This window comes from Parvibaculum sedimenti (genome assembly GCF_009184905.1).
Classification (GTDB): domain Bacteria; phylum Pseudomonadota; class Alphaproteobacteria; order Parvibaculales; family Parvibaculaceae; genus Parvibaculum; species Parvibaculum sedimenti.
This window is the reverse complement of the sequence record NZ_WESC01000005.1, coordinates 79,922-106,320: the sequence shown is the minus strand read 5'-3', so window position 1 is coordinate 106,320 and position 26,399 is coordinate 79,922. Positions and strand designations below refer to the sequence as shown.

Genomic DNA, 26,399 nt, shown 5'->3' with positions numbered 1-26,399 from the left:
CCGATTAGCCCTGACGGGCCTTGTAGCGGGGATTCGTCTTGTTGATGATGTAAATGCGGCCCTTGCGACGGACGAGACGGTTGTCGCGGTGGCGATTACGCAGCGATCTCAATGAGTTACGGATCTTCATGATAAACCTTCGGGCGCTTTGTCTCGGATGGGGGCGGTGCGATCGGCCAACAATGGCCCCGCCTCCGGTCCCCCGGAGCGCCCTTGGATTGGCGCGGAACCTAAGGGCCCGCCCCTTTCCTGTCAACTGGAAGCTGGGGCCTTTCGGCTCCTGTGAGCCTTGCCCCGAAAATGGCTCCAGCCTGCGGCTTTCCCCGGCCGGAAAATCGGGCTAGATCATGAATCAATTCGAAAATGGCGCGGGCGTCACTTTGGCACCCGCCAAGCATATCCGGTTCCCATGGCGTTCGAAAAGCCCAACACCTATCTGACTGACCCCGCCGTCCGGTCCATCCCGGAGGAAGACGTCATCCGTCACCAACCGCTCTGGTTCCGCGAAGCGCTGGCCGCGCCCCGCGAAAGCCGGCGGCTGACCGTCGACGGCGCGAGCATCCACTACCTGCGCTGGGGCAATGACGATCCGAACCGGCCGGGCATTCTCTTCGTGCACGGCAATGGCGCTCATGCCGAATGGTTCTCCTTCATCGCGCCGTTGCTGACCGACCGCTACAACGTCGCCGCCATGGACCTCGGCGGCATGGGCGATAGCGACTGGCGCACAATCTATTCGCGCGAGAGCTTCGCGCATGAGATCGGCCAGGTAGCGCTCAATGCCGGGCTGGGACCGAAGCCCGTCGTGGTCGGCCATTCCTTCGGCGGCTTCGTCACCCTGATTGCCGGCAAGCATTACAGCGAGAAGCTCGGCGGACTCCTTCTCGCCGATTTCACTGTGCGTTCACCGGTGCGCGAATGGTTCCTCAACGATCCGCTCCGCAGGCCGACGCGCATCTATCCCGATTACGAGACCGCGAAGGCGCGGTTCCGCCTTGCTCCGCTTCAACCCTGCGCCAACGGCTTCATCGTTGACTATATCGGCGGCCTGAGCCTCCGCGAGGTGAAGATCGGCGAGAATCCCGGACGCCGCCCCTCCACCGAGGCCGGCTGGACGTGGAAGTTCGATGCCGAAATGTTCAACGGCTTGCGCATGGGCGACGATCATTCGGATATCTACAAGAACCTCGCCTGCCCCGCCGCGACAATGTTCGGCCTCGAAAGCAAGGATTACGATCCGGAGAGTATCGCCTTCCTGCGCGAACTGGCACCGGAAAAGCCGGTCTTTGCCATTCCGGGCGCGCAGCACCACATCATGCTCGACCAGCCCCACGCCTTTGCGAGCGGCGTCGCTGCCATGATGGCGCTATGGGAAGCACAAGGATCGCTCGGCCCCGTCAAACGCTGATAGGGCAACGGAGCCGGGTCAAAGGGGGATGAACTCCCCCTTCTCGGCGGCGTAGTCTTCGCGGGAGGTTCCGCCATCATCCCCGGCGTCCGTGAAGTTATAGATGGTTACGCCGAGAATGCCGTCGCCTTCTTCACCGTCCTCGGCGAGCGGCAGAATGATCCGTTCCCCCATGACGATCCGGCGCGCATGGGCGAAGACGGCGCCTTGACCATGATAGATGGCGGGTTCCGTCACGACGCGCCGATGACGGGCAAGAAGGACTTCGCCGCCGCGATTCTTGAAAAACTCCTCGCCGGTCTTGCCCCGCAGGTTCTCGCCGAAGGCCTGAACGATCTCTTCGCCGGCCAAACGTCCGATAAAAACATCTGCAAGAGCGTCGTATTTCCACGACCAGATCAGCGGCAGATGCCGAGCAATCGCGCGCGGACTTATGTCCGACCATCCCGGCATTCTGCGCTGCCCACGCGCCTCGTTCCAATGGATCGCCACATCGCGCAATGCTTTATTGGAAATCCGCATCAACAAATCGTCAAACGCCACATCGACTCTCGCAATCGCATTTCAATATGAAATTACAATAGCAGGAATATATCGATCTGGCGCTCGTGGATTCCCGCACGCGCGCTACTGAATGCCGATGCCCTCTTCTTCATCTTCGTGATCGTCCGCCGATTGCTGCATGTCGCGCATTGAGGGATGGAAGAGCGCGAAGGCGAGAATACCTGCTACGAGCAGTGCGCCGACAATGAAGGGCGCCTGGTGCATGCGCTCATAGACGTTGTATTCAATGAACGAGTTCAGGAAGATGAAGGGCGTGAGGATCATGCCCGTCGCGGATGTGCCCGCGATGAATCCAGCCATAGCGCCCTGATCGCGATGCGACACGGAGAGAGAGGCGCCCGCCTGAAGGCCGGGACGAAGGAGGCCGAAGCCGAGGCCGGACAGCGTCAAGGCGGTTACGAGAATTCCGTAGGAAAAGCCCGCGATCAGTCCGATGAAGGAAAAAATCGTAATGATCGCGCCCCAGCGCAACAGCCACTGAATGGAAAGATTGAAGCGCTGGATCAAGCCGATCTGCGCGAAGAGCGCCGCAATCGCCATGGCCATGAGACCGACGCTGACCATCTGCGTCGCGTCATCGAGCTTTAGATGCAGCATGTCGATGAAATAGAAAGCGCAGAGCTGCATCACGATCGACTGGGCGAAGCTCAGCGTGATGCTGATCGCAACCCAGGGCAGCGCGCGCCGGTCGTACCATCTCAGCCCCGTTTTTCGCCCCTGCCGTTCCGACACGCGGTTTGTGGGCCGCATGCGTTCGGGCAGATAGACCCAGATGAGTCCGGCGCTGACGAAGCCGAGTATGGCCACGGCATAGAACGGCGCGACGACATGGATGACGGCGAAGGCAGCGGCGACGCCAGGACCGATGGCCGTACCGATGCCGAAGGCCGCGCCGAGCGAGGCGACGCCCGAGGCGCGTTCCGACCGCGTGGTGCGGTCGGCGACATAGGCCTGCGCGGCGGAGCCGTTGCCGGAACCCAGACCGCCGAAGATCGACCGGGCAACCAGCAGCATTGGAAAAAGCAGGCTGACGTGAATCCAGCCCTGCAGCCCGACGAGCACCAGCGTGGCGAAGATGGTCGTCGAGATCGCGAAGGCGAGAAGACCGATCATCATGATCGGCTTGCGGCCGACAACATCGCTGCGCCGCCCCCAGAAGGGGCTGGTCACGATCCAGAGGAAAGACGACAGCGAATAGATCATCGTCGTCTCGAATTCGCTCATGCCCAGGCGCCGCGCGATGGGTGGCATGACGGCATAGACGAGCGTTTGCCCCATGCCGCCTGCGAGCTGACAAAGGAAAAGTATCTGAAAGGCGCGTTTTCGTTCCGCGGGCGTGGTGACGCTGCCATCCGAGAATGATGCTGCCGAACTGGCCGGGAGCGGCTTTGCCGTCGCGGCGGTTTCCTCTGTCGTCATGGGGGCCTCTGCCGGGCCTTTGGGATATCAGCCTCATTTACGTGAATTGCGGAGCGGCGCCAATGGGTGCGTTCAACTTTTTGTGTGCCGGACTGACGGATCGCCGCTTGTCATCCTGCCCGTCTGCCCTAACCTCCGGCAAAAGACATTCGATACCCGGGGAGGGGACTCATGGACTTATCACTCAGCGCGCGGGATTCTGCGTTCCGCGACGAAGTACGCCGCTTTCTCGACGAAAAGCTGACGCCCGACCTGCGCGAGACGGGCAAGCTGATGACCAGCGTCTATGCCGATTACGACACGACCATGCGCTGGCACAGGGCGCTTTATGAAAAGGGCTGGGTGGCCCCCGCCTGGCCGGTCGAATATGGCGGCTGCGACTGGACGGTCATGCAGCATTACATTTTTGCCAGCGAATTTGCGACTGCGGGCGCTCCGCCCCTGTCGCCGATGGGCGTCGGCATGTGCGGCCCCGTATTGATCGGCCACGGCGCACCGGAGCAGAAAGCGTATTACCTGCCCCGCATTCTCTCGGGCGAGGATTTCTGGTGTCAGGGTTATTCGGAACCCGGATCAGGCTCCGATCTCGCCAGCCTGCAGATGAGCGCCGTGGACATGGGCGACCATTTCCTCTGCAACGGTTCGAAGATATGGACGACGCATGCGAATTACGCCAACCGCATCTTCAACCTCGTCCGCACATCGAAGGAAGACATTCCCCAGCGCGGCATCACCTTCCTGCTGATCGACATGGACACGCCCGGCGTGAAGGTCGAGCCGCTGATCATGCTGTCAGGCGAGCACATCCAGAACCAGGTCTTCTTCACTGACGTGAAGGTTCCCAAGGCGAATGTCGTCGGCAAGGTCGGACAGGGCTGGACGGTGGCGAAATATCTGATGGAGTTCGAGCGCGGCGGCCATGCCTATGCGCCCGGTCTTCATGCGCGGTTGAAGCGCATTCGCGCGATGGCGGCGGAGGAACGCGGATCGGATAGCGCGCGGCTCATCGACAATCCGTCTTTCGCGGGCAAACTCGCCAGCGCCGAAGTCGAGATCACGGCGCTTGAATTCACCGAACACCGCATCATGTCGGCGCTGTCGCAGGGCGGCGCGCCGGGCCCGGAATCCTCGCTTCTCAAGACGCGCGGCACGGAAGTCTCCCAGCACCTGACGGAACTGGCGCTCGAAACCATCGCGCATTACGCCCTGCCCTATCAGCCCCATGCAACGCATCCCGGCGGCCCCGTGCCCGGCTTCGTGCCGCCCAAGGGCAACGCATCCCCGGTGGGGCCACAGCACAGCTGGCCCGTCACCGCGAAATATCTGAACGATCGCGCCGGCTCGATCTATGCGGGCACGAACGAAATCCAGCGCAACATCATGGCGAAAGCCGTGCTCGGACTTTGAGGCAGTTTTCCATGCATATCGACGACGCGCTCAGGGCGCGTAAATCCATTCGCGCCTTCAGGCCCGATCCGATCCCGCTCGACCTTGTGAATGAAATTCTCGAAACCGCTTCGCTCGCGCCTTCCGGCACCAACGTTCAGCCATGGAAAGTACATGTCGTCACGGGCGAGGCGCGCCGCCGTCTGGTGGCGGAGGTGCTGGCCCACCGCGAAACCGGGCCGGACGATTCAGGATCGGAATTTCCGCGCCTCTCCAAGCGCAAGGAGCCTTTCCTCTCGCGCATGAGGAAACTCGGCAAGGACATGTATTCGCTGCTCGGCATTCCCAAGGGCGACGAGTCAGCGAACTGGCGTCAGTGGGGCCGCAATTACATGTTCTTCGACGCGCCGATCGGCCTCATCTTCTCGGTCGACAAGGATCTCGGCTACATGGGCTTCGTCGATATCGGCATCTACATGCAGACGCTGATGCTGGTCGCGAAGTCGCGCGGGCTCGACAGCTGCGCGCAAGGCGCGTGGAACAATTACTGGACCGTGACTCGTCGCGTGCTCAACATTCCGGAGGATGAATACATCGTCTGCGGCATGTCGCTCGGCTATGCCGACGAGACGGCGCCGGTCAACACGCTCGTCTCGGAACGTGAACCTCTGTCGAGCTTCGCGGCCTTCCACGGATTTGAATAATCGGAATCGGGAATAATCAGCGCTGGCCGATATGGGTGGTGGTGAGGGTCTTCGCGGGCGCCGCCCTGTGCGGTGCGGCCTCTGCGGGCTCCGCCGCCTCGGGCATGCCGATGACGAAAAGAACCGGCCCCGAGGGGCTTGCAAAGAGCGGGACGGGATCTGCCATGCCGCCTGCAAGATTGCTCATCACCACCTGTCCGCCCATGTCGGCAGCGGTCGTGGAGGCCGCAGGCGTGGCTACCCCTGCGGCATGGGCGCTCGCAACGCCCGCAAGGGCGAAGGCAAGGGCAATGGAACTGGCGAGGCGCATGATGCTCATATCCGACATATAGCCCTTCCGGCCAAAGCTTCAAGCCGCTCAAATACGATCAGATGGATGTTCATCCGATTACCTTGGCCCGGTCTGCCGGCGCGTCTATCCTCACCACAATGAGATAATCACAAAAGGGAGGTTCTTCATGGCGGAATATCCGCGCCCGCTTCCCCTGCCCACGCCCGAAACCCAGCATTTCTGGGACGGATGCAAGGCAGGCGAGCTTCGGCTTCAACGCTGCACCGACTGCACACATACCTATTTCCCGCCCCGGCCCTTCTGCCCGGCCTGCTCCTCGCGCAAGGTCGAGAACTTCAGGGCCTCGGGCAAGGCGACACTTTACAGCTACATCATCAATCATCGTCCAAGGCCGGACTTCGGCACCGAACCACATTCGATCGCGGTGGTGACCCTGGAAGAAGGCCCGCGCATGATGACGAATATCATCGAATGCCCGCAGACGCCGGAGGCGCTCCAACTCGACATGCCGCTCGAAGTCATTTTCGAGAAGGCGAGCGACGAGATCAGCCTGCCTAAGTTCAAGCCGGCGAAGGGATAGGACGATGAAGCAGAAAACAGTGGCGGTCGTCGGCGCAGCCGAAACGACCGAGATGGGCAAGATTCTCGGTACCTCGCAGCTCATGCTTCATGCAGATGCGGCATTGAACGCGATGCGCGACGCGGGGCTCACCGCGAAGGACATTGATGGCATCGCGACGGCGGGCGACAGCCCCGTCGAAATCGCGCAATATCTCGGCATCACGCCGACATGGGTCGACGGCACCAGCGTCGGCGGTTGTTCCTTCATGCTGCATGTCCGCCACGCGGCGGCGGCGATCAATGAAGGCCTCTGCAACACGGTTCTCATTACGCATGCCGAATCCGGTCGCTCGCGTGTCGGCGCTCGCAAGTTCAGCCGTGATCCGGCAAGCCAGATGGGTCAGTTCGAGGTGCCCTATGGCGTCACGACGCCGCCGACCATGTTCACGATTCCCGTGCTGCGCTACATGAAGGAAGTGGGCGTCACCGAGGAAGACCTCGCAATGGTCGCCGTGATCCAGCGCGAATGGGCAGCGAAGAATCCGCGCGCGACATTCCACGATCCGATCAGCGTCGACGACGTTCTCAATTCGAAAATGATCGCCTGGCCCTTCCGGATTCTGATGTGCTGCCTCGTGACCGATGGCGGCGGTGCGTTGATCCTCACCAGCGCAGACCGGGCGAAGGACTTCCCGCAAAAGCCCGTCTATATCCTCGGCACGGGCGAATCTTGCGAGACGCCGCTGATCAGCCAGATGGAGGACTTCACCACCTCGAAGGCCTTCCGCGTCTCCGGCAAAAAGGCTTTCGCGGAGGCGGGCATCACGCATAAGGACGTCGATCATCTGATGATCTATGACGCCTTCGCGCATCTGCCGCTTTATGGGCTTGAAGACCTCGGCTTCTGCGGGCGCGGCGAGGCGGCCGCCTTCATCCGCGAACGCAACACCGCACCCGGCGGCAAGCTGCCCCTCAACACGAATGGCGGTGGCCTCTCCTACATGCATTCCGGCATGTACGGCATGTACGCCCTTCAGGAAAGTGTGCGGCAGATGCGGGGCATCGCGCCCGCACAGGTGCCGGGCGCGAAAATCTCCATCGCGCATGGCGTCGGTGGCATGTTCGCCGCGTCGGGCACCATCGTCTTCTCGAACGAAGCCCCGTAAAGAAAGAAGAGGCCGCCATGAATCTCGCAAAGCCGCGCATCGATGTCGGCCTCTTCACCAACAATCTCGAAGCGATGCTCGCCTTCTATCAAAATGAAGTCGGGCTTCCCTTCGATCATGTGCTCCCGCTCGGCGGTGGTCGCCAGCAGCATCGCCATGATCTTCTGGGCTCCGTCCTCAAGATCAATGCGAGCCGCGACCCCATCGCCGAGCGCCCGCCTGCGGGTTATCGCGAATTGCTGATTGCGCGCGAGGGTCTTCTCGGCCTGAAGCGTCTCACCGATCCGGACGGCAACCTCGTCACGCTGGTGCCACCGGGCACCTTCGGCATCACCCGCATCGGCGTGAAGCTCGGTGTGCGCGACACCTCTGCCCATCGGCGTTTCTACGCCGTTGCGCTTGGGCTTCCCGATGTGCCGGAAGCAGGCGGCGACAGTTTCCTCTGCGGCGATAGCGTCATCCTCGTCGAGAACAACCCGAACGCTCCGTCCGACGCGAGCATGGAAGGCACGGGCTTTCGCTACATCACCGTTCAGGTCCTCAAGACCGACGAGGAACATGAGGGGATTCTCGCCCGTGGCGGAAAAGAGGGGCTTGCGCCCCAGACGCTCGGTAGCGTCGCCCGCATCTCTTTTGTGCGTGATCCGGACGGCAACTGGATAGAAATTTCGCAACGTGCCTCACTAACGGGCACTCTCGACTGAAAGCTCGGCCAAATCCTCGCACTCGGCATTTTCCGCTAGACTGTCTGCCATTGACGGGCGAAAGACATGCGACGAAAAGTGCGTAGGAGCAGAGAAAATGGAAGGCGTCACAGTCATCACGCATCCGCTGGTTCAACACAAACTCAGCATCATGCGCGACAAGAACACATCGACCGCCGGCTTCCGCCAGCTCCTGCGCGAGATCGCAGTTCTGCTCTGCTACGAAGTCACGCGCGACCTCAAACTTACGACCCGCGCCATCGAGACGCCGCTGGTCGAGATGGAAGCGCCGATGCTCGCAGGCAAGAAACTTGTCTTCGCCTCGGTGCTGCGCGCGGGCAACGGGCTCCTTGAGGGCATGCTCGAGCTCGTCCCCTCCGCCCGCGTCGCCCATATCGGCCTTTATCGCGACCACAAGACGCTTCAGGCGGTCGAATATTATTTCAAGGCGCCCGACGATCTCGGCGACCGGCCGGTGATCGTCGTCGATCCGATGCTCGCCACCGCCAATTCGGCGATCGCCGCCGTCGAACTGCTGAAAGGCCGCGGCGCCAAGGATGTGCGCTTCGTCTGCCTTCTGGCCGCGCCGGAAGGCGTGCGGAAATTCCGCGCGGCCCATCCGGACGTGCCCCTTTTTACGGCTTCCATCGATAGCCATCTCAACGAGAATGGATATATCGTTCCTGGGCTCGGCGATGCGGGGGACCGGCTCTACGGAACGAAGTAATCCCCGCCCAAGAGGAAGGACAACATGGCCTATAACAAGATCGAGGTGAACCGCATCGCGGGCGCACTCGGCGCGGAAATCGTTGGTGTCGACCTGGCGCGCGAACTCGACAATGAGACCTTCGACGATATCCACCGGGCCTTTCTCGACCATCAGGTCATCTTCTTCCGCGACCAGCGGATCAGCCATGACCAGCACAAGGCCTTCGGCCGGCGCTTCGGAACGCTCAACATCCACCCTTACGTGAAGGGCATGGACGGGCACCCGGAGATCATGCAGATCGTCAAGGAGCCGGACGACAAGGTAAATTTCGGCGGCGGCTGGCACTCCGACATGTCGTTCCTTGATGAACCGGCGCTCGGCTCCATCCTTTACGCCAAAGAGGTCCCGTCCTATGGCGGCGATACGCTCTGGGCCAACCAGTATCTCGCCTATGAGACGCTTTCGGACGGCATGAAGGCGATGCTCGAAGGGCTTCGCGCGGTCCACACCGCCAAGGGTGAATATAGCGAGCGGGGCCATTCGGCGCAGAAGCGCAAGTCGATGGAAGTCGCGACCGCGGGCAATGACGTGCCCTCCTACGAGCACCCCGTCGTCCGCACGCATCCCGAGACGGGCCGCAAGGCGCTTTACGTCAACCCTGCCTTCACGGAGAAGTTCGTCGGCATGACGCGGCGCGAGAGCAAGCCGCTCCTGGACTTCCTCTTCGAACATTGCACGCAGGAGGGCTTCACCTGCCGCTTCCGCTGGACGAATAACGCGATTGCCTTCTGGGACAATCGCTGCACCCAGCACTTCGCGCTCAACGACTATCAGGGCCATCGGCGTCACATGGAGCGCGTCACGGTGAATGGCGATCGCCCCTTCTGACGGGCGCCCTTCGGCAAATTCACTTTGAAACACCCAGTTCAGCCTGCATCATGCGGACGGGCGAGTCGCGCGGCACTCAAGGCTGCGCGGCTCATTGGGGGATTCAAGGCCGGGGATGGGCATGACCGGACGCACATATCGGGCGGCACTTTGCGCAGCCGCCATTTTCACGCTTTCCATTATTTCCTCCGGGCCGCTCCGCGCGGAAGCGCCGGGCCTTCCCGCACCGTCCGACCCGGCGGCGCGCGGGCTTGCCATCGCTGAGGAGAGCGGCAAGCGCGACCGGGGCTGGGGCGACGCCAAGGCCGACATGAAGATGGTACTCACCAACGCATCAGGCGAGACGAGCGAGCGGGCGCTCCGCTTCATGATGATCGAGAACACCGATGGCGACGGCAACTGGAGCCTGATGACCTTCGACAAGCCCGCCGACATCGAGGGAACCGCGCTCCTCACCTATCCGCATGTGAAGGAAGCCGACGAGCAATGGCTCTATCTGCCGACGGTGAAGCGCGTGAAGCGCATCTCGTCGGCGAACAAGTCGGGCCCCTTTGTCGGCAGCGAATTCGCCTTTGAGGATTTCTCCGCGCAGCAGGTCGGCAAGTTCACCTACAAATGGCTGAGAGACGAGCCATGCGGCGACCGAACCTGCCACGTCGTCGAGCGCACGCCGCAATATGAGAATTCCGGTTATACCCGCCAGATCGTCTGGATCGACACGACCGATTATCTGTTCCGGAAGACCGACTTCTATGACCGCAAGGACAGCCTCATCAAGACGCTGACCTATCAGGACTACAAGCTTTACGACAACAAGTTCTGGCGGCCTGGCGAACTTGCCATGGCGAACCATGAAACGAAGAAGTCGACGCGCCTCGTCTGGCAGAGCTACGCCTTTCACACCGGCCTGACGAAGGATGATTTTTCCACGGCGAGCCTCGAAAGGGCGCGCTGATGTCGAAGACGAGCCGGTCAGCCTTCGCCGCGGTCATCGTCGCGCTGGCACCAACCTTCGCGCAGGCCGATGACCTCGGACTGCGCGGAACGATCGAGCCGGAGCTGCGCCTCTTCACGCAGTCCGCAAGCAGCACCCGGCAAAAGGACACGGATATATCCGTGTCCGGCGAATTGACCGGCAAATATATGTGGGACAATGGCGACCAGTCGCTCATCGTCACGCCTTTCGCGCGGCTCGACCAGCGAGACAGCCGCCGCACCCATTGGGATCTGCGCGAGGCGCGCTACGGCCTCGTCATGGGCAAGTGGGAAGTCCGCCTCGGCTTCGACAAGGTCTTCTGGGGCGTCACGGAGGCCGTACATCTCGTCGATGTCATCAACCAGACAGACCTCATCGAAGATCCGGTGAAGCAGGAGACACGGCTGGGCCAGCCCATGCTGCGCGTTCGCACGACGCAGGATTTCGGTACTTTCGACGCTTTCCTGCTCCCCTATTTCCGCGAGCGCGACTTTCCCGGCGCAAACGGGCGTCCTGCCTACGACATCCCCGTCGACATGGAGCTCACGCGCTATGAAAGCTCGCGCAAGGAGCGCCATGTCGATGGCGCGTTCCGCTATTCGCACCATCTTGGCGATATCGACTTCGGCATCAGCTATTTCCAGGGCACGAACCGCGACCCCATCCTGACGCCCGCGCTCAGCGCACAGGGCGACCTGGTGCTGGCGCCCTTCTATGCACAGATGAAGCAGGCTTCCTTCGACGTACAAGCGACGAAGGGCGCGTGGCTCTACAAGCTCGAAGGCTATTGGCGGCGCGAACTCGGCCGTGAATACGAGGCGGCGACGGGGGGCGTGGAATACACCTTCTATGGCGCCCTGGGCACCGAGGGCGATGTCGGCATCGTCGCCGAATATGCGCTGGACAGCCGCGGCCTGATGGCCCGCGATCCTTATGAAAACGACGGCTTCCTCGCGCTGCGCTGGACGGCGAATGACGAAGCCTCCACAAGCTTTCTCGGTGGCGCGGTGGTCGATGCCGAAACCGGCGCGATGGGCTTTCGCTTCAAGGGCGAGCGCAGGCTCGGCGACGATTACCGTCTCTCGGCCGAGGCCTATTTCTTCGGCAACATTCCCCGCCGCGATCCGATCTACAGCATCGCGGACGACAACTATCTCCAGTTCCGCATCGCGCGTTTCTTCTGACTATATCCATTCCCGAACAAGTCGCGGCGAAGGCGAACGAAAGCGTTTAGATTCTTGGGGCAAGATGTCCCATCCTCTCCTTGCGCTCACTCAATAGCGGGCCGATGCACCTGTCCCAGCTTCTCTATTTCATTACGGCCTTCGGCGATCAGGCCGTTATCCTGCCTTTCGCGATCACCGTCGCCATTGTGCTGGCGGCGGCAAGGGCGCGGCGGGCGGCGCTCATCTGGTGCATCGCGCTTGCCGCGTCGCTGGGCGGCTCGCTCATCGCCAAGATTGTCTTCATTTCCTGCGGGCACCTTCTGCCCGCTCTAGACATCAGAAGTCCGAGCGGGCACACGACCGCCGCGATTGCCGCCTATGGCGGCTTTGCCGCGCTCTGGGCGCAGCTCGCACGCGCCCGCTGGACACGCGCGCTTTTCATCGCGGGCGCGCTCGCAGGCTGCGGCGGCATCGCCGCATCGCGCATCCTTCTTCACATGCACAGCGCACCCGAAGTCCTGCTCGGCGCGCTAATCGGGCTTGCGGCACCCATCATTCTCTACCGCGTCGAGCCGCCCGCTTCCGAACCACGGCCTCGGCCGACGCTGCTCCTCCTGCTTCTCCCCTTGTGCCTCGTTTTTATCCTTCGCGGGACGACCTTGCCGATCGAGAGCAGGATCGACCAGCTCTCGAAGGCACTCACCGCGATGCTCGGAATATGCCACTGATGCGGTCGCCGGGTACCTTGGCGGGTAGCCCTCGTGATCCGATTTCGATAAACCAGTGATCCAGATATAAATCTTGACGGTATCAGCAAGTGTGCCACGAGCAGTGAGCCGTGCCAGAACGGCCCCGGAGAGAAGCGGATCATGGCGAAAGCAAAGACGAAGAAGCCCCAAAAGGTTGCAAAACCTACGCAGGCGGAGGTCGAAGAGGCCGTTCGCACCATGCTGCGATGGGCAGGAGAAAACCCTACGCGCGAAGGGTTGATCGACACGCCCGGCCGCGTCGCGCGCTCATATCGCGAACTCTTCGCCGGTTATGAAGTCGATCCGCGCGCCTATCTCAAGCGAGTCTTCGAAGAAGTCGGCGGCTATGACGAGTTGATCGTGATGCGCAACATTCGCGTCGTCAGCTTCTGTGAGCACCACATGCTGCCGATAACGGGCTATGCCCATGTCGGCTACCTGCCGTCGAACCGCGTCGTCGGCATTTCAAAGCTCGCCCGCGTCGTGCATGGCTTCGCACGTCGCTTCCAGATTCAGGAAAAGCTCACCGCCGAAATCGCCCACACGATTTTCGAAGTGCTCGAGCCGCGCGGCGTCGGCGTCGTCATCCAGGCGGAACATGCCTGCATGACCATGCGCGGCGTGAATTCACCTGAAGCAACGCTCAGCACCAGCCATCTCATCGGCGCAGTGCGCGACGATCCGAAGACGCGCGAGGAATTCCTGCGCATGACGATGGATCACCATCACTGACGATCACTACCGACGACATAAAGCGGCCCCACGCCTCTGAAGCGCGGGGCCGTTTCTTCGTCCGGTCGGTTCAGCGCTTGATCTTGGAGATCTTCGATCCTTCGATGCTGACGCCCGCCATCAATCCCTGCTGATTGAAGATGAAGGCATAGGCATCGTCCTTCAGCGTCGAGGTTGAAAGATTCTTCGCCGCGCCCGCGTCGACAACCACCACGGTCGGACCGACGCCGATTTCCCAGCCCGACGACTTGTCGAGATAATCGACTGCCTTCTTCGTCATCAGGAAGACGACGTAGCCATAGGACTGCGCGCCCGCCTGCAGGCCCCATGAGCCGGTGACGGAGTTGTAGTAATCGACGACGCGGCCATTCTTGCGCAGCACACCTTCACCATAAGCGCCGCCGAAAACGAGACCCGCCTTCACGATATTCGGGAAGACGAGAATGGCGCGGGCCTGCTTGCCGATCGCCTTTGCGGTCGCATTTGTGGTGTAGAGATTGTTGAGCGCCTGTGTCGAATCCCTGTTGAGATCCTCTGCCGTTGCCGCCCTTGCGCGGTCCGTGAGACCGACCGAAAGAACCATGCCGGCGGCAAGGAGCAGCGCGAGAAATGCCCGTCGAGATTTCATCATGATGGATACCTTCCTGTGCTTGGGCCTGTGCTTGGGCCTGTGCTTGGGCCTGTGCGATTGGCTGTGCATGACCGGATAGCGCCCGGACAGAAGAAAAGTTCCGTAGGGCGACCAATTTGGCAAGGGACAACCCAAGGACACAGGCTCACACAACGCTTGCCTCGGCGGCGGTCCTGCGCGGAGCCGCTTCGATGGGGGAATATGTCTGTTTCGAGGAAGCGCCCCGGAGGGGGCCGGCAATGGTGGGCGCGACAGGGATTGAACCTGTGACCCCTACGATGTCAAGAAGCGCAAAGAAAAACCAAGCCTTTGAGAAACAAAGGAAATCTGCCTATCTCTTGGTCCGGAAACGGTGAAAAGTAGGTTTTTTGCGCCCCAGTCGCTCCCCAGACTGTGATTCCCGCTTGTCGCACGTCCTCTTTCTGCCATCCTTTCCGTTGGGAATCGACAGCAACGATCATGGACAGAATGAAAGAGCGAATCTTGGCGGAGATATGCCGGATTACAACAGCCAATGCCGGTATCCCGCCTGGCAGCAGGCTGTTCGAGAGAGAAACCGGAATCCGTCAAGGTGCTTGGCGCGGCGTCTATTGGGCGCGCTGGGGAGATGCTATCGCCGAAGCAGGGTTTAAGCCGAACGAAAAGTTCGGGGCGATTGGAGAAATCCCCCGCCTGAGGATGATTGCGGAGGCCACGCGGGAATATGGCAAGATTCCGAGCGCCGCCGAGCTTCGTCTTTATGCAAGAAAGCATCCCGATGGCCCAAGCGGCGAGAAGGCCCTGCGGTATTTTCGAACCAAGGCAGCAATGCTGGAACGGCTCTCCAAGTGGGTGGCCCAGAATCCCGGGTATGACGACGTCGCCGAGATGTTGTCAAAGGATGGCAGAAACACCCCTGATGATAGCCCTTCGGAAACAACCAAATCCGAGGGTTCAGTCTATCTATTGCGCTCGGGTCCTCACTACAAAATCGGGCGCAGCGACGAGATTGAGCGTCGCGTGAAAGAAATTCGGGTTGCCCAGCCGGAACCACTCAAGCTTGAACATACCATCCGGACGGATGACCCGTCGGGCATCGAGGCTTATTGGCATCGGCGCTTTGCCGACCGACGGATGAACGGCGAATGGTTCAAGCTGACCTCCACCGACGTCGCAGCATTCAAACGACGGAAGTTCCAGTAACGACTGGAAATGAAGTTTCAGCGCTCTTCGTCGATATCTGGGGCTGGAGAGTTCCATTATCTCGCGCCCTCCGGGCTTCTTGTCTGGCGGCAAGCCCTTCAAGTAACGCCCATCCGTCCGCCTGAAACAGTGCCGTGAGCGCCGGGCGGTCGCGTTCCTCGATGAGGGGGCGCATCTGGTCCGCTAGAGCCTTGACGCTCACGGCGTCTCTTTTTGCGAGCGCGATAAGCGCGCCGCCGATAATGATTTTCATCCTTGTGTCTTCGCGCCGGCGGCGCTCTTTTTCTACCGCCACCAGCCGATTAATTTTCAGATCCAGCGCGGCGCGGCGGGCATTGAGTTTTTCGAGACGGGCGTCGTGTCCAGCCATGGCTCAATCTCTCTCAGTAGAACGTTGCCGTGAAAGAACTTGAAGCGCTAGCGCCAGCGACGTCCTGGACTGTCAGCGTGACAGTGAAAATACCAGCAACCGCAACAGAGTTGTTTTTCGTGATTTCTCCCGTGGCGAGGTCGAGCGCATAGCCCGGCGGCAAGCCGGCGGCGGTAAAGCTATATGGCGATGTGCCGCCGCTCACACGCGTTAGCATCGGAACACTGCCGGCGGCTGGCGCACTCAGCGAGCAACCGCCGGGCATGATGGGGCAGACAGTTTGAATCCAAGATGGGAGTTCGAAGTCGCGCAAAGGTGCGAGCGTGACGCGCGCGGGCATGCGTGGTGCATCATCATCGTCATCCACCGGGAGCACCGGAGGAACTGGAGCTGGCTGGCGAGCCGGAGCGCCGGCCGCCGACAGCGCAGAGAGGGTTGTGTTTTCAAACATGAAGACTGCGTCAACCCTTACGCCGAGGCCGACGACAACAACAGCCGTGATGGCGGCGAGAAGACTAACAAGAACGGCATACTCGGGCGCGGTCGCGCCCGCGCGATCGCGGATGATCATCGCGGCCCCATCAGGTCTGAGTCTGTCGCGAATTCGATAGCATTTGATACGAGCGCGAGAAGCGACGCGCGCGCGGTCGGTCGAAATCCTGCTGAATCCATCGCCGCCAAACACGCTTGCTCAAGCGTTTCCGCACGGCCGCGACAGCCGTTTTGAATGAACCAATACCAACCACCGGTGGCTGGCGGCTGCGTTGAACAAGGCCAGCATGAAATCCGCAGGCGACCGCGCGGGTCGCGCAAAACGAACACACCATTTTCGAAATCCCAAATCCAGCCAGAAGGTGCCGCAGCGGTCATTTGAGAGGCCTCCGTCGCGTTTGTTTTCGCCGCGTTGACGACCTAGGTGCGTATTGAGGGCGAGGCAAGGGGCGCACGGAAAAACCCCGAGGGCGCAAGTATGCGTTGCCCCTTCGGGACAACGCGCGGTCAGGGGCAAGCCCCCGACACCCCGCACCTGCGGCGCGAAGGAAGGAAGCAGGGCATGGCGATTGGCTATCTGAAAGTCTCAACAATCTCGCGCGGACGCGGCGCGACCGCTTGCGCGAGAATGGCTTATGTCTGCCGTGCGCGCATCGCGGATCCGCGCACAGAAATCATGCACGACTATCGGCGCAAGCGCGATGATGTCGAAGCGGTCGGGGTTGTCGGCTGGAAAGGCGACGCAGCAAGTCTCGCTGCTGAAATGAGCAAGTCTGAAAAGCGGAAAGACGCTTGCGAGGGACGCAGCATCATCGTCGCCCTACCGCATGAACTAGACGCGGACACGCGCGAGCGCGTCGTCCGTTTATGGTGTGAAGACCTGCGCGCGCGGCACGGCGTCGCTTGCGCCTACGCGCTTCATCTCCCAGACGCGCATGGTGATGAGCGGAACTTCCACGCCCATGTAATCGTCAGCGCCAGACGAAGCGACGGCTTGGCACTGAAAGAAAAAACCCGGGAGTTAGACAACCCACGGACTGGAGGCGTCGAGGTCGAGGCGTGGCGTGTCGCGTGGGCCGCTCGCTGTGATGAAGCGCTGACGCAGACCAGCACCGCACCGCGAGTCGACATGAGAAGCTGGAAGAGGCGGTTAGAGGCAGAGGGGCTCCCCAACGGCTTCATCGAGCCGCAGGAACACCTCGGTCCGGCACGCGCCGCCGCCGAGCGCAGGGGGCAGCGAACGGCGGCGGGCGAAAGAAATCGCCGCCGACGGCGGCGGCGCGCGGCGCGCGCGCCTATGTTGAGAGAACACGAAGCCACAAAGCGAAAGGGTGAAGAAATGTCTGGAATCGAGAAAACGCAGACACGACAGGATCCACAGGGGCTAGAGGCACTTGCGCGCCGTGCCGCAGCGCAGTCGCACATGAAGCACACCGCGAAAATAGTTTCCCCGAGCACCGGACAACGGTTGCCGACGAGGAAGGCCGGGATGCTCGACAAGGCACAGAGCAGCTTAGACGGATTCCTCAGCGGAATCGAACGGAGCGCACGCGGCGAGTTGGGCGACGAAGAGCGCTGAAACTTCTTCCTTTCGAAAGGAACCCGCCCGGCTTTGCCGGGCGTTTTCTTGCCTACTCCACCTGCCCCTTTAAGGAGAATAGAGTCAGAAATAAAAGAACGAGAAAAAACAAACATATAAAACCCCCCTACCGGAAAGCCTAGGCTTCCCATGGAGCGGAAATTCTAGACTTCCGATTACTTCCTCCTTGCGGAAAAAAAATCCGCTTCTAGGTCCTCATTAGAGAGACCAGAAAGCAGGGGGATGTGATGGCAAAACGCAAAGACGACGACCTGCCGCGCGGAGCGCTACCGGCAGTCGTTGCAGATGTTTATGAAGCAGTAGACGCCGCGCTGAAGGACCATGACGCAGCAAAAGATTCCGGCTTCAAAAAAGTCTTCAAGGCCGGCTGGCAGAGGATTCAGAAGCTCGCAGACCGTAGCCCCAAGGCCCTTAAACTGTGGGGCTTTCTCGGAGAGCATGCCGGACCGAATGGGGCGGTGCTCATCGGGCAGGCTGACCTTGCCGAGGCCGTGGGCTGCTCAACGCGAACGATCCGGTCGCTTGTCAGGTTGTTGGAGGATGAGGGCGCGATCATCACAATCAGGGAAGCGGGCGGATGCATCTACGCGCTCAATCCTAACGAGGTGTGGGCGATGGCGGCAGACCAGCGGCAATGGGCACCGTTCAAAACCAATGCTGTATTTTCAAAGGGCGCGCGCGGGCTCCTCACAAAAAGGCTGAGCGTGTCGAAGTTTCAGAGTGGGCCGGGCCGCTGGACACCTTCGCGCGGGCGCAAGGATGGCGCTGGGGGCCAATAAACAGCTCAACCCCGACCTCCCCCCTAACAACTTTTTTCATCCGGTTTTGAGCGGTTGAACGCATATCCGGCGGATGATCGTTCACGCTACCCACGCCTCCCCCCAATCGCCCACCTCTCTGCTTTCAGAGCAAGAGGTCGCGGATTGGCTTGCCGTTGACAGGAAGGTCATCCGTCGACTGGCGCGGCATGGGATTCTGGCACACCATGACATCAGCGGCATCCGCCGGTTCTCACGCGCTCATGTTGAATCCTTCCTTAACAGCACTCTGAAATCATGCCCAAATCATCACGCTCAGGCTACTGGCTCACCAAGCGCCCCGACAGCCCTGTCTGGTATGTCGCTTCCTACGACCCTCTCCGCCGCAAGACCGTCCTTCGCTCAACACGGACGACCGATGAGGCTCAGGCTCAAAGGGTCCTCGCAAGCTTCATCCTCGACGGGCGCAGGTCGGAAGGCCTTTTGCCGCCGGCGCAAGCCACAGGCGCTCTGACAATAGACGAAGCCCTCGACGCCTATGTCGCGGCCGTCGCAGGCATTCCGTCAGAAGAGCAGGCGCGAATCTCCGCGCGGCACCTCATACGCCTTATCGGCGAGGCCACGCCAGCAGGCGCCCTCTCCTTCGACGCGCAGCAAGAATTTGTTTGGGCGCGGGAGGAAGAAGGCGTGCGCCCAGCCACCATCAGCCGAGACCTCAGCGTCTTGCGCGCAGCGCTTAATAAGGCACACCGCGACCATCCGGACTGGATGCCTACTGCGCCGAAAATCTATGATGTCCCTTCTGCGGAGGGACGGAAACGCTACCTGACGGAAGAAGAGTTCGGTCGCCTCCTCGCCGCTACGAAGACGCGGCACCTACGCCTCTTCATCCTGCTTTCGGTTGCGACTGGCGCACGGCCTGCCGCCATCCTCGATTTGCGTTGGGATGCTATCGACTGGGAGGGCGGTCACATCCATCTGAACCCGAACGGCAGGATCCAGACCGCGAAGGCGCGGCCCATCGTTCCTCTCCTCGGCTCACTCTGGAATGAACTCAAAGCCGAGCACGAGGAAGAGGCGCGGCGGGCCCGGACGGCGCGGGCGCGGGCGCGCAAGCGACCTGTCTCCGGCTTCGTCGTGTCGTATGGCGGCTATGCCGTGGGAAGCGTCCGCACTGCCTTCCGCGACGCCGCGACGCTGGCGGGTCTGGGGACCGATGTTGTGCCCTACACGCTCCGACACACAGCAGCGACCTGGCTCGCGCAAGCAGGTGTATCGCTCTGGGATATTGCCCAATATCTCGGGCACTCGGATACGCGCATGGTCGAACGCCACTACGCCCATCACCACCCCGATCACAAAAAGCGCGCGGCAGGTGTACTCGACGCCGCGCTGCGACGCATGACCGTTGCGCCCCAGTCGCACCCCAGACGGGGTATGGGCGAAAAGGCCATGTCTGCTAAGTCATTGGCGGCAATGGTGGGCGCGACAGGGATTGAACCTGTGACCCCTACGATGTCAACGTAGTGCTCTCCCGCTGAGCTACGCGCCCATTGCCATGGCGGACGGGGCGGGGCCGAACCCGGCGCCCCGGTTAGAGGCAGTCCGTATATCGGGGATGCAGCCGAAAGACAAGATGGAAGACGCCGGGAATTTCACCGAAGCGTCGCGAAATCTTACGCAGCCATCAACCGCTCGACCTCGGCGACCAGATCCTTCAGGTGGAAGGGCTTGGAAAGCACCTTGGCATCCTTGGGGGCGGCATTCTCGGGATTGAGCGCAACGGCGGCAAAACCGGTGATGAACATGATTTTCATCGTGGGATCGAGTTCGGCGGCGTGGCGCGCCAGCTCAATGCCGTCCATCTCCGGCATGACGATATCGGTCAGAAGAATATCGAAGATGTCGTGCTTGAGCTTGTCATGAGCCTGGTCGCCGCGACCATAGGCGATCACCTCATGCCCGGCATTTTCGAGCGCCTTCGCCAGAAACCGGCGCATGGAATCATCGTCTTCCGCCAGCAGAATGCGTGCCATTAGCCCAAATCCACCTTTTCACCGCCCACTTCGCGGCCCGTTTAATCTCGGAATTACCCGAGCCGTCGTCCGGCACTCTAGGTTTCCGGGGTAAACAGCGCGTGAATATCCGTCTCTGCCCCGAGCCGCCCAGGGGCAAAAATGCGGCTTGTTCGCAGGCCTCAGGCTCCGCATGTTAGTCTCTTCGGCATAAAGGGCTCTTGGTCGGGCGGTATCTCCGGGACGGCCTGCCCTTGAAAAGCCTTCAGGGCAGGTGAATATCCTTGAGTCTCATGGCCACCAATCCTCAGCAACTCAATGACGATCAGGCCGGTCTGTCCGCCGCGGACGAAGCCGGGCTTTTCGAACGGCCCATCTCGCTCGAACGGCCGCCGGAGCCCCGCATCCCCTTCGTCTTTTCCTCGCCCCATAGCGGCCGCGTCTATACGGAGGCCTTCGTCAGAGCTTCGAATCTCGATGCCATGACGCTCCGCCGCTCGGAAGACAGCTTCATCGAAGAGGTTTTCGGCGGCGTGGTGGCGCTTGGAGCGCCGCTTCTCCACGCCCGCTTCCCCCGCGCCTATCTCGACGCGAATCGCGAGCCCTATGAGCTCGACCCGGCCATGTTCGCCGATCCGCTGCCGCCGCATGTGAATACGCGCTCGCTCCGGGTAGCGGGCGGGCTCGGCACCATCGCCCGGGTCGTCGCCGATTCGACGGAAATCTATCGCGCGCCGCTATCCTATGCCGACGCCGAGCGGCGCATCCGGTTGCTCTACATGCCTTTCCACGAGGCGCTGCGCGACCTGCTGGAAGAGGCCCGGCGGCGCTTCGGCTGTGCCCTGCTCATCGACTGTCACTCCATGCCCTCGGTCGGCGCCCCCAATGAAGACGACCGCGGCGGCAACCGGCCTGACATCGTGCTGGGCGACCGCTACGGCACCTCCTGCGCCAGCAAAATCACCGAGGAGGCCGAACGCCTGCTGCGGCGGCTCGGCTACCGTGTCGCACGCAACAACCCCTATGCGGGCGGCTTCAACACCGAGCATTACGGCCGGCCACAGGCTGGATTCCACGCCCTCCAGATCGAGATCAACCGGGCGCTCTACATGAACGAGACGCGGCTCGAACGCGGCCAGGGCCTTGCCAGGCTCAAGGCGGACATGACAGCCTTTGTCGAGGGCCTCGCCGGCCTCGACTGGTCCGGCTTCGCCGGCGGTGCGCGCCACGCAGCTCAATAAGGGTCGAATATCCTCCCAAGCCCCGCCAGAGACATGGCTCAGGACAAAAAAAGGGGCCCTGGCGAACCAGGGCCCAAGTTTAGGGAGGAAACGCCCAGGAAGGGCTACGTCATCAGGAGAAAGCTCAACCGATGACGCAATGCACAATATACATTGCAGCGCACAATAAACAAGGGTTTTGAGAGAAAATTTATCATGCCGTCCCATGCGGCATTTTTTAGCTAAATTGCCGTCATTAAAGGCGATTTGTCGCAGGTCGGCACACCATTGCAATGCAGCGAAAGTTGGGGGACGGGCCCGATTCAACCTCTCCGTCAAAGCTTCGTTAAGTGCCCCCAATGCAGTATGGCAACGCTCGCATTCCCGCGAGGCGCAGCCATTCGGGCGCGTGTCGGCGGAAGGTCGCAGGGGCTGAATAGGATGCATCGACAAAAACGGACGACCAGAAACGCCGCCAGGACCGGAACCATCCGCGCCGGATTGGCCGTTGCGCTCGCCTCCGCGCTTTCGCTTGGCTCGACGCTCGCCCCCACGCTCGCCCATGCCCAGGGCAGCCGGGACACAGATCCCAAAGCCGCACCCTCCCCCTGGGCCTATTGCGAGCGCGCAGCCATCGCCATCGAGGCGACACAGAAGATGCCGCGCGCGCTGCTCGTCTCGGTTTCCATGGCAGAGACGGGCCGCCGCGATCCCGAAACACGCAAAACGCGGCCCTGGCCCTGGACGATCAATGCCGAAGGCCAGTCTTTCTATTTCGACACGAAGAGAGAAGCTGTCGCCGCCACGAAGCGCCTTCTCAACGCGGGCATCCGCAGCATCGATGTGGGCTGCATGCAGGTCAATTTGCGCTACCACCCTGACGCCTTTGACGACCTCTATGACGCTTTCGAGCCGCTGACCAACGTGACCTATGCGGCGAAGTTCCTGAAGCGGCTGCACACACAAACGGATTCTTGGCCCAAGGCGGTGGCCAACTACCATTCCGAATTGGCCTCTCGCAACAAACCCTATTTCGCCAAGGTCATCCGCATCTGGGCGAACGAGCGCGATCGCGTCGCAGCGCTTACGGAAGCGTTGAAGGCCGAAGCAGCCGCGGAGATCGCCTCCGCGCAACGGCCGCAGGCAAGCACCCCCTCCGTCGCTCAGGTCGCCATCGTGGAACCGCAACAGCGCCCTGCGCCGATGGTGCTCGATGCGGAGCCGCAACACGATCTGCGCGAGGGCGCCTCGGCCACAGTCGGTTTGCGTCTTTCCGTGGCCGATAATGATTTCGCGACCGGTGCCGACTCCAAGGGCAATCGCCCAGCGCCGCGCGTGATCGATCCGGCGCCGAACACCGTTGTCGCCGACGCCTCCACGGATCTGAGACTGCCCTGAAATTGGGTCAGGCTTTCCAGCCCGAGGGCACGACGAGGCGCAGAAAGCGCGTCCCCTGCTCCACCGTCTGAGGCAATGCACCGCGAGCGTCGCCATCGACCTCGACGGCAAGGCCCTCAGGTTCGAGGAAGCGCACCTGTCGCACAGGCAGAATTTCGACATCGGGCAATTTCGCCACGCGGCCGAGGCCCAACGCGATCAGATAGCGGATCAGCGCAAGGCGCCCGCCATTGCGGAAGAGATAGAGCATCAGGCCGGGTTGCGAGATGTCACCCTCGCGCGAAAGCACATAGGGACCAGCGAAATAGCGGCCATTGACGACGACGGCCCATTGCGCGCGCTTCTCGCGACCATCGGCGATGAGACGGATGTCGTGGCCGGGACCCTTGGCCCAGGCCTTGATTCCCGCCCAGACGAAGGCGCCTTTGCCTGACAACTTCTTCAGCGTCGGATTGATGTCGTGGACGACCACGCCATCGAAGCCGATGCCGACCATGAGGAGAAATATCTCTCCGCCGACAAGGCCCGTGCCGACGAGATGGGCAGGGCCCGTGAGAAGCATGTCGGCAATTTCGGCGGCGCGGGGGCGAAGCGAAAGTTCGATGGCGAGCACATTCGCCGTGCCGAGCGGAATGATGGCAAGCGGCACGCCTTGCCCAAGAAGCCCGCGCGCGACCTCATTGATCGTGCCGTCGCCACCGGCCGCGACGATCACATCCGCCCGTCCCCTCTCAGCGGCACGGCGCGCAAGTTCCGTCGCATGGCCAGGCCGCTCCGTCAGTTCAACGGTCACCTCCGCGCCACCCTTCTTCAACCGTTCGACGACCGCATTCAGCAACGCTGAACGCCGGGCACCTGCAATTGGATTCAGAATGATATGAAAGGCGCGGCGTAAAGGCACGGATCCTCCGGCGCAGGTGTCATCGAAGCGTCTTTAATCCGTCATGAGATCTTATCCACAACCACCGAATATAGCGGCGGAAACAGATCGGATGCCCCGCTTATAGCGGTTAACGGTCAAGCTGGCGAGCGCCGGCGGTATCGGGCCCGGGGGGGCGCATCGGGTTCTCAGTCGGAAGATCGGCGCATGGCCCCGGGCGTGGCGCGTCGACGAAGCGGATAAGGACAAGACGTTGCTCGACACGGCCTGGAACCGCCTCAGCACAACCCTCGCCTTCGGCACGGCGAAACAAGGGCCCTTCATGCCCGACCTGCCCGCGGATACGAGCGTTCCCCGCAAGCGTGACCTGAGCCGGCGCGCAAGGCGCGGTGGTCTCGACGACCGTCTGACGGGCCCGCGCCCCAAGCACCGCAAGAAGCACCGCACGCTCTTTCTCTCCGACATCCATCTCGGCACGCCGGGCTGCAAGGCCGATCTTCTGCTCGACTTCCTGCGCCACAACGATGCCGAAACGATCTATCTCGTCGGCGACATCATCGACGGCTGGCGGCTGAAGCGTTCATGGTACTGGTCGGCAGCGCACAATGCCGTGGTGCAGGAAATCCTGCGCAAGGCACGCAAGGGCGCCAGCGTCATCTATGTGCCGGGCAACCACGACGAGGCGCTGCGCGACTATACCGGCCTCAATTTCGGCGGCATCGACGTCATCGGCGAAATGATCCACGAGACGGCGGATGGACGCCGCTTCCTCGTCATTCATGGCGATCAGTTCGACAGCGTTGTCAAATATGCCAAATGGCTCGCCCATCTCGGTGACCGCGCCTATGGCGTGGCGCTCGCGTTCAACAACTGGCTGCATGAAATCCGGCGCCTCTTCGGCCTACCCTACTGGTCGCTTTCGTCCTATCTGAAGCACAGGGTCAAGAACGCGGTCGAATATATTTCGAGCTACGAAGTCGCGGTCGCGCGCTCGGCCCGCGAGCGCGGCGTCGACGGCGTGATCTGCGGCCACATCCACCATGCCGAAATCCGGGAGATGGACGGCGTGCTCTATTGCAACGACGGCGACTGGGTCGAAAGCTGCACTGCACTCACCGAGGACGACGAAGGCATACTGAGCATCGTCACCTGGCACCGCTTCTCCTGGGAGCAGGATGGAGGCGCGGTGCATGAAACGGAAGTCGACGACGAGGCTTCCGCCGTGTTGAACGCCGCCTGATGCGGGCTTATGGCACCATCTCCGAATTGAGCCGGTCGCTCCGGCTGCGCAAGGCGTATCGCGTCTCAGATCCCGCGCTCGGACTTGACGCTGCCAAGCTGAAGCTCGTCATCGTCTCCGACGCGGCGCCGCCGCAGGTGAATGGTGTCGTGCGCACACTAGGCGAGTTGAAGCGCAATCTCGAATTAATGGGGCATGAGGTCATCTCGATCACGCCCGATCGCTTCCCGACCATTCCGATGCCGAGCTATCCGGAAATCCGCCTCGCACTTTTCCCCGCGCGCCGTCTTGCCCGGCTCATCGAAGAGGCAAATCCCAACGCCATTCACATCGCGACGGAAGGGCCGCTCGGCCTTGCGGCGCGCAATTATTGCGTGAAGCGCGGCCTTCCCTTCTCGACCTCGTTCCATACCCGCTTCGGCGAATATCTCTATGCGCGGACCGGCTTTCCGCTCAGCTGGAGCTATGCCTTCCTGCGCTGGTTCCACGCCAAGGCGACGAGCGTGATGGTGGCGACGCCCTCGCTTCAGGCGGAGCTCGAAGCCCGCGGCTTCGGCAAGCCGGTCATCTGGTCGCGCGGCGTCGACACAGAGCTTTTCCGTCCCCGGCCCAAGCTCGCGGGTGAGCACTACCTGGACCTTCCGCGCCCCGTCTATCTCTATGTCGGGCGCGTCGCCGTCGAAAAGAATATTGAGGCCTTCCTCGATCTCGACCTGCCGGGCTCCAAAATGGTGGTCGGCGACGGTCCACGGCTCGATGTGCTCCGCAAGCACCATCCGGAAGTGCATTTCGCGGGCACGCTCTTCGGCGAGGAACTCGCCAAGGCCTATGCGGCGGCCGACTGCTTCGTCTTCCCGAGCAAGACCGACACGTTCGGCCTCGTCCTTATCGAGGCGCTGGCTTCCGGCACGCCTGTTGCGGCCTATCCGGTGCAGGGCCCGCTCGACGTCATCGGCGATGCGCCAGTCGGCGTCCTCGATAAAGATCTGGCCGCCGCCTGCCGCAAGGCGCTGGGCATCGCGCCTGCGGACTGCCGCGCCTTCGCAATGAACTTTTCCTGGGAGGCCTGCACCCGACAGTTCCTCTCCAATCTGGCGCTCGCGGAAGTTGCCGACACTGCCGCCTTGATGGATGAGGCCCAAAAAGCCGTTTGCGATTAAGCCCGGCGGCTGGAGCGGAGAGCAATTTT

General features: G+C 61.7%; 31 protein-coding genes and 1 tRNA gene. 21 read left to right on the top strand and 11 right to left on the bottom strand.

Going from position 1 to position 26,399, the window contains the following annotated elements:
- Positions 1-4: 4 nt before the first annotated feature.
- Positions 5-130, bottom strand: a complete 126-nt coding sequence (gene ykgO, locus F2P47_RS06760; protein WP_152215558.1) for a type B 50S ribosomal protein L36 — start codon at positions 128-130, stop codon at positions 5-7.
- Positions 131-409: 279 nt separating this feature from the next.
- Between ykgO and F2P47_RS06755 the strand changes: the two genes are divergently transcribed.
- The gene (locus tag F2P47_RS06755) at positions 410-1,408 is read left to right on the top strand and encodes an alpha/beta fold hydrolase (protein ID WP_152215555.1); all 999 of its coding nucleotides are present in this window, start codon (positions 410-412) and stop codon (positions 1,406-1,408) included.
- Positions 1,409-1,426: 18 nt separating this feature from the next.
- Here the strand turns inward: F2P47_RS06755 and F2P47_RS06750 are convergent, their stop codons facing one another.
- On the bottom strand, positions 1,427-1,930 hold the full coding sequence (locus tag F2P47_RS06750) for a PAS domain-containing protein (RefSeq protein WP_152215552.1): 504 nt from the start codon (positions 1,928-1,930) through the stop codon (positions 1,427-1,429).
- Between the two features lie 105 nt (positions 1,931-2,035).
- Entirely contained in the window at positions 2,036-3,391 is a 1,356-nt protein-coding gene (locus F2P47_RS06745) for an MFS transporter (protein ID WP_152215550.1), read from the bottom strand.
- A gap of 171 nt (positions 3,392-3,562) precedes the next feature.
- On the opposite strand from F2P47_RS06745, the gene F2P47_RS06740 reads away from it, so the two are divergent.
- A complete protein-coding gene (locus F2P47_RS06740) occupies positions 3,563-4,798 on the top strand; it encodes an acyl-CoA dehydrogenase family protein (protein ID WP_152215548.1) in 1,236 nt (411 codons plus the stop codon).
- Positions 4,799-4,809: 11 nt separating this feature from the next.
- Entirely contained in the window at positions 4,810-5,481 is a 672-nt protein-coding gene (locus F2P47_RS06735; RefSeq protein WP_152215546.1) for a nitroreductase, read from the top strand.
- A 16-nt stretch (positions 5,482-5,497) separates the two neighbouring features.
- On the opposite strand, the gene F2P47_RS06730 is transcribed toward F2P47_RS06735, so the two are convergent.
- The gene (locus F2P47_RS06730) at positions 5,498-5,809 is read right to left on the bottom strand and encodes a hypothetical protein (protein WP_152215543.1); all 312 of its coding nucleotides are present in this window, start codon (positions 5,807-5,809) and stop codon (positions 5,498-5,500) included.
- A 130-nt stretch (positions 5,810-5,939) separates the two neighbouring features.
- On the opposite strand from F2P47_RS06730, the gene F2P47_RS06725 reads away from it, so the two are divergent.
- From F2P47_RS06725 to folE, 9 genes are all read left to right on the top strand, one after another.
- Positions 5,940-6,353 (top strand): Zn-ribbon domain-containing OB-fold protein, encoded by a 414-nt coding sequence (locus tag F2P47_RS06725; protein ID WP_152215540.1) that lies wholly within the window; start codon positions 5,940-5,942, stop codon positions 6,351-6,353.
- 4 nt (positions 6,354-6,357) lie between these two features.
- Positions 6,358-7,500, top strand: a complete 1,143-nt coding sequence (locus tag F2P47_RS06720; RefSeq protein ID WP_152215538.1) for a thiolase C-terminal domain-containing protein — start codon at positions 6,358-6,360, stop codon at positions 7,498-7,500.
- Positions 7,501-7,517: 17 nt separating this feature from the next.
- The gene (locus F2P47_RS06715) at positions 7,518-8,204 is read left to right on the top strand and encodes a VOC family protein (protein ID WP_152215536.1); all 687 of its coding nucleotides are present in this window, start codon (positions 7,518-7,520) and stop codon (positions 8,202-8,204) included.
- Positions 8,205-8,301: 97 nt separating this feature from the next.
- Complete coding sequence (upp, locus tag F2P47_RS06710) at positions 8,302-8,931, top strand: uracil phosphoribosyltransferase (protein ID WP_152215533.1); 630 nt, start codon at positions 8,302-8,304, stop codon at positions 8,929-8,931.
- A 24-nt stretch (positions 8,932-8,955) separates the two neighbouring features.
- The gene (locus tag F2P47_RS06705) at positions 8,956-9,801 is read left to right on the top strand and encodes a TauD/TfdA dioxygenase family protein (protein ID WP_152215532.1); all 846 of its coding nucleotides are present in this window, start codon (positions 8,956-8,958) and stop codon (positions 9,799-9,801) included.
- A gap of 121 nt (positions 9,802-9,922) precedes the next feature.
- Entirely contained in the window at positions 9,923-10,756 is an 834-nt protein-coding gene (locus F2P47_RS06700) for an outer membrane lipoprotein-sorting protein (RefSeq protein ID WP_152215530.1), read from the top strand.
- Positions 10,756-11,961: a hypothetical protein gene (locus tag F2P47_RS06695; RefSeq protein WP_152215528.1), complete on the top strand. Its 1,206-nt coding sequence runs from the start codon at positions 10,756-10,758 to the stop codon at positions 11,959-11,961. Before F2P47_RS06700 ends, F2P47_RS06695 begins: the two co-directional genes overlap by 1 nt.
- A gap of 104 nt (positions 11,962-12,065) precedes the next feature.
- A complete protein-coding gene (locus F2P47_RS06690; RefSeq protein ID WP_152215526.1) occupies positions 12,066-12,671 on the top strand; it encodes a phosphatase PAP2 family protein in 606 nt (201 codons plus the stop codon).
- A 141-nt stretch (positions 12,672-12,812) separates the two neighbouring features.
- Entirely contained in the window at positions 12,813-13,424 is a 612-nt protein-coding gene (gene folE, locus F2P47_RS06685) for a GTP cyclohydrolase I FolE (protein WP_152215524.1), read from the top strand.
- 70 nt (positions 13,425-13,494) lie between these two features.
- Here the strand turns inward: folE and F2P47_RS06680 are convergent, their stop codons facing one another.
- Positions 13,495-14,055, bottom strand: a complete 561-nt coding sequence (locus tag F2P47_RS06680; protein ID WP_152215522.1) for a lipid-binding SYLF domain-containing protein — start codon at positions 14,053-14,055, stop codon at positions 13,495-13,497.
- A gap of 459 nt (positions 14,056-14,514) precedes the next feature.
- Between F2P47_RS06680 and F2P47_RS06675 the strand changes: the two genes are divergently transcribed.
- Positions 14,515-15,237 carry a GIY-YIG nuclease family protein gene (locus F2P47_RS06675; protein WP_246176780.1) on the top strand — a complete coding sequence of 241 codons (723 nt, stop codon included), beginning with the start codon at positions 14,515-14,517 and terminating at the stop codon, positions 15,235-15,237.
- On the opposite strand, the gene F2P47_RS06670 is transcribed toward F2P47_RS06675, so the two are convergent.
- The 3 genes from F2P47_RS06670 to F2P47_RS06660 are packed head-to-tail and all read right to left on the bottom strand — an operon-like array spanning position 15,215 to position 16,477.
- Entirely contained in the window at positions 15,215-15,607 is a 393-nt protein-coding gene (locus F2P47_RS06670; RefSeq protein WP_152215520.1) for a hypothetical protein, read from the bottom strand. The genes F2P47_RS06675 and F2P47_RS06670 overlap by 23 nt on opposite strands.
- A gap of 13 nt (positions 15,608-15,620) precedes the next feature.
- On the bottom strand, positions 15,621-16,178 hold the full coding sequence (locus F2P47_RS06665) for an Ig domain-containing protein (RefSeq protein ID WP_152215518.1): 558 nt from the start codon (positions 16,176-16,178) through the stop codon (positions 15,621-15,623).
- On the bottom strand, positions 16,175-16,477 hold the full coding sequence (locus F2P47_RS06660; protein WP_152215517.1) for a hypothetical protein: 303 nt from the start codon (positions 16,475-16,477) through the stop codon (positions 16,175-16,177). Before F2P47_RS06660 ends, F2P47_RS06665 begins: the two co-directional genes overlap by 4 nt.
- A gap of 184 nt (positions 16,478-16,661) precedes the next feature.
- Between F2P47_RS06660 and F2P47_RS06655 the strand changes: the two genes are divergently transcribed.
- The 4 genes from F2P47_RS06655 (at position 16,662) to F2P47_RS18105 (ending at position 19,984) form a co-directional block, all read left to right on the top strand.
- Positions 16,662-17,678: a MobA/MobL family protein gene (locus F2P47_RS06655; RefSeq protein WP_185680990.1), complete on the top strand. Its 1,017-nt coding sequence runs from the start codon at positions 16,662-16,664 to the stop codon at positions 17,676-17,678.
- A gap of 248 nt (positions 17,679-17,926) precedes the next feature.
- Positions 17,927-18,478 carry a helix-turn-helix domain-containing protein gene (locus F2P47_RS06650; protein ID WP_152215513.1) on the top strand — a complete coding sequence of 184 codons (552 nt, stop codon included), beginning with the start codon at positions 17,927-17,929 and terminating at the stop codon, positions 18,476-18,478.
- Between the two features lie 73 nt (positions 18,479-18,551).
- On the top strand, positions 18,552-18,971 hold the full coding sequence (locus F2P47_RS18110) for a helix-turn-helix domain-containing protein (protein ID WP_152215510.1): 420 nt from the start codon (positions 18,552-18,554) through the stop codon (positions 18,969-18,971).
- A gap of 254 nt (positions 18,972-19,225) precedes the next feature.
- Complete coding sequence (locus F2P47_RS18105) at positions 19,226-19,984, top strand: site-specific integrase (protein WP_425500031.1); 759 nt, start codon at positions 19,226-19,228, stop codon at positions 19,982-19,984.
- On the opposite strand, the gene F2P47_RS06635 is transcribed toward F2P47_RS18105, so the two are convergent.
- Positions 19,935-20,009, bottom strand: a tRNA-Val gene (locus tag F2P47_RS06635). The two genes, F2P47_RS18105 and F2P47_RS06635, sit on opposite strands and share 50 nt — an antisense overlap.
- A 124-nt stretch (positions 20,010-20,133) precedes the next feature.
- Complete coding sequence (gene cpdR / locus F2P47_RS06630; RefSeq protein WP_152215507.1) at positions 20,134-20,493, bottom strand: cell cycle two-component system response regulator CpdR; 360 nt, start codon at positions 20,491-20,493, stop codon at positions 20,134-20,136.
- Positions 20,494-20,765: 272 nt separating this feature from the next.
- Between cpdR and F2P47_RS06625 the strand changes: the two genes are divergently transcribed.
- Together F2P47_RS06625 and F2P47_RS06620 are read left to right on the top strand one after the other, a co-directional pair.
- The gene (locus F2P47_RS06625; RefSeq protein ID WP_152215505.1) at positions 20,766-21,713 is read left to right on the top strand and encodes an N-formylglutamate amidohydrolase; all 948 of its coding nucleotides are present in this window, start codon (positions 20,766-20,768) and stop codon (positions 21,711-21,713) included.
- A gap of 420 nt (positions 21,714-22,133) precedes the next feature.
- Positions 22,134-23,090: a transglycosylase SLT domain-containing protein gene (locus F2P47_RS06620; RefSeq protein ID WP_152215503.1), complete on the top strand. Its 957-nt coding sequence runs from the start codon at positions 22,134-22,136 to the stop codon at positions 23,088-23,090.
- Positions 23,091-23,097: 7 nt separating this feature from the next.
- On the opposite strand, the gene F2P47_RS06615 is transcribed toward F2P47_RS06620, so the two are convergent.
- Positions 23,098-23,991 (bottom strand): diacylglycerol/lipid kinase family protein, encoded by an 894-nt coding sequence (locus tag F2P47_RS06615; RefSeq protein WP_152215501.1) that lies wholly within the window; start codon positions 23,989-23,991, stop codon positions 23,098-23,100.
- Between the two features lie 232 nt (positions 23,992-24,223).
- Here F2P47_RS06615 and F2P47_RS06610 point away from each other — a divergent pair, with 232 nt between their 5' ends.
- Together F2P47_RS06610 and F2P47_RS06605 are read left to right on the top strand one after the other, a co-directional pair.
- Complete coding sequence (locus F2P47_RS06610; RefSeq protein ID WP_246176778.1) at positions 24,224-25,210, top strand: UDP-2,3-diacylglucosamine diphosphatase; 987 nt, start codon at positions 24,224-24,226, stop codon at positions 25,208-25,210.
- Positions 25,210-26,370, top strand: a complete 1,161-nt coding sequence (locus F2P47_RS06605; protein ID WP_204886563.1) for a glycosyltransferase family 4 protein — start codon at positions 25,210-25,212, stop codon at positions 26,368-26,370. The genes F2P47_RS06610 and F2P47_RS06605 overlap by 1 nt, the downstream gene beginning before the upstream one ends.
- Positions 26,371-26,399: the final 29 nt, after the last annotated feature.

Bases quoted from the DNA above. Each gene is read 5' to 3' on its own strand.
- F2P47_RS06705 (WP_152215532.1), top strand. From the start codon at position 8,956: ATGGCCTATAACAAGATCGAGGTGAACCGCATCGCGGGCGCACTCGGC.
- F2P47_RS06695 (WP_152215528.1), top strand. From the start codon at position 10,756: ATGTCGAAGACGAGCCGGTCAGCCTTCGCCGCGGTCATCGTCGCGCTG.
- F2P47_RS06740 (WP_152215548.1), top strand. From the start codon at position 3,563: ATGGACTTATCACTCAGCGCGCGGGATTCTGCGTTCCGCGACGAAGTA.
- F2P47_RS06625 (WP_152215505.1), top strand. From the start codon at position 20,766: ATGGCCACCAATCCTCAGCAACTCAATGACGATCAGGCCGGTCTGTCC.
- F2P47_RS06720 (WP_152215538.1), top strand. From the start codon at position 6,358: ATGAAGCAGAAAACAGTGGCGGTCGTCGGCGCAGCCGAAACGACCGAG.
- F2P47_RS06725 (WP_152215540.1), top strand. From the start codon at position 5,940: ATGGCGGAATATCCGCGCCCGCTTCCCCTGCCCACGCCCGAAACCCAG.
- F2P47_RS06675 (WP_246176780.1), top strand. From the start codon at position 14,515: ATGGACAGAATGAAAGAGCGAATCTTGGCGGAGATATGCCGGATTACA.
- upp (WP_152215533.1), top strand. From the start codon at position 8,302: ATGGAAGGCGTCACAGTCATCACGCATCCGCTGGTTCAACACAAACTC.
- F2P47_RS06670 (WP_152215520.1), bottom strand. From the start codon at position 15,607: ATGGCTGGACACGACGCCCGTCTCGAAAAACTCAATGCCCGCCGCGCC.
- F2P47_RS06750 (WP_152215552.1), bottom strand. From the start codon at position 1,930: ATGCGGATTTCCAATAAAGCATTGCGCGATGTGGCGATCCATTGGAAC.
- F2P47_RS06680 (WP_152215522.1), bottom strand. From the start codon at position 14,055: ATGATGAAATCTCGACGGGCATTTCTCGCGCTGCTCCTTGCCGCCGGC.
- F2P47_RS06745 (WP_152215550.1), bottom strand. From the start codon at position 3,391: ATGACGACAGAGGAAACCGCCGCGACGGCAAAGCCGCTCCCGGCCAGT.
- F2P47_RS06730 (WP_152215543.1), bottom strand. From the start codon at position 5,809: ATGTCGGATATGAGCATCATGCGCCTCGCCAGTTCCATTGCCCTTGCC.
- F2P47_RS06735 (WP_152215546.1), top strand. From the start codon at position 4,810: ATGCATATCGACGACGCGCTCAGGGCGCGTAAATCCATTCGCGCCTTC.
- folE (WP_152215524.1), top strand. From the start codon at position 12,813: ATGGCGAAAGCAAAGACGAAGAAGCCCCAAAAGGTTGCAAAACCTACG.
- F2P47_RS06665 (WP_152215518.1), bottom strand. From the start codon at position 16,178: ATGATCATCCGCGATCGCGCGGGCGCGACCGCGCCCGAGTATGCCGTT.
- F2P47_RS18105 (WP_425500031.1), top strand. From the start codon at position 19,226: ATGCCTACTGCGCCGAAAATCTATGATGTCCCTTCTGCGGAGGGACGG.
- F2P47_RS06715 (WP_152215536.1), top strand. From the start codon at position 7,518: ATGAATCTCGCAAAGCCGCGCATCGATGTCGGCCTCTTCACCAACAAT.
- F2P47_RS06660 (WP_152215517.1), bottom strand. From the start codon at position 16,477: ATGACCGCTGCGGCACCTTCTGGCTGGATTTGGGATTTCGAAAATGGT.
- F2P47_RS06655 (WP_185680990.1), top strand. From the start codon at position 16,662: ATGGCGATTGGCTATCTGAAAGTCTCAACAATCTCGCGCGGACGCGGC.
- F2P47_RS06755 (WP_152215555.1), top strand. From the start codon at position 410: ATGGCGTTCGAAAAGCCCAACACCTATCTGACTGACCCCGCCGTCCGG.
- cpdR (WP_152215507.1), bottom strand. From the start codon at position 20,493: ATGGCACGCATTCTGCTGGCGGAAGACGATGATTCCATGCGCCGGTTT.
- ykgO (WP_152215558.1), bottom strand. From the start codon at position 130: ATGAAGATCCGTAACTCATTGAGATCGCTGCGTAATCGCCACCGCGAC.
- F2P47_RS06650 (WP_152215513.1), top strand. From the start codon at position 17,927: ATGGCAAAACGCAAAGACGACGACCTGCCGCGCGGAGCGCTACCGGCA.
- F2P47_RS06690 (WP_152215526.1), top strand. From the start codon at position 12,066: ATGCACCTGTCCCAGCTTCTCTATTTCATTACGGCCTTCGGCGATCAG.
- F2P47_RS06620 (WP_152215503.1), top strand. From the start codon at position 22,134: ATGCATCGACAAAAACGGACGACCAGAAACGCCGCCAGGACCGGAACC.
- F2P47_RS18110 (WP_152215510.1), top strand. From the start codon at position 18,552: ATGATCGTTCACGCTACCCACGCCTCCCCCCAATCGCCCACCTCTCTG.
- F2P47_RS06605 (WP_204886563.1), top strand. From the start codon at position 25,210: ATGCGGGCTTATGGCACCATCTCCGAATTGAGCCGGTCGCTCCGGCTG.
- F2P47_RS06700 (WP_152215530.1), top strand. From the start codon at position 9,923: ATGACCGGACGCACATATCGGGCGGCACTTTGCGCAGCCGCCATTTTC.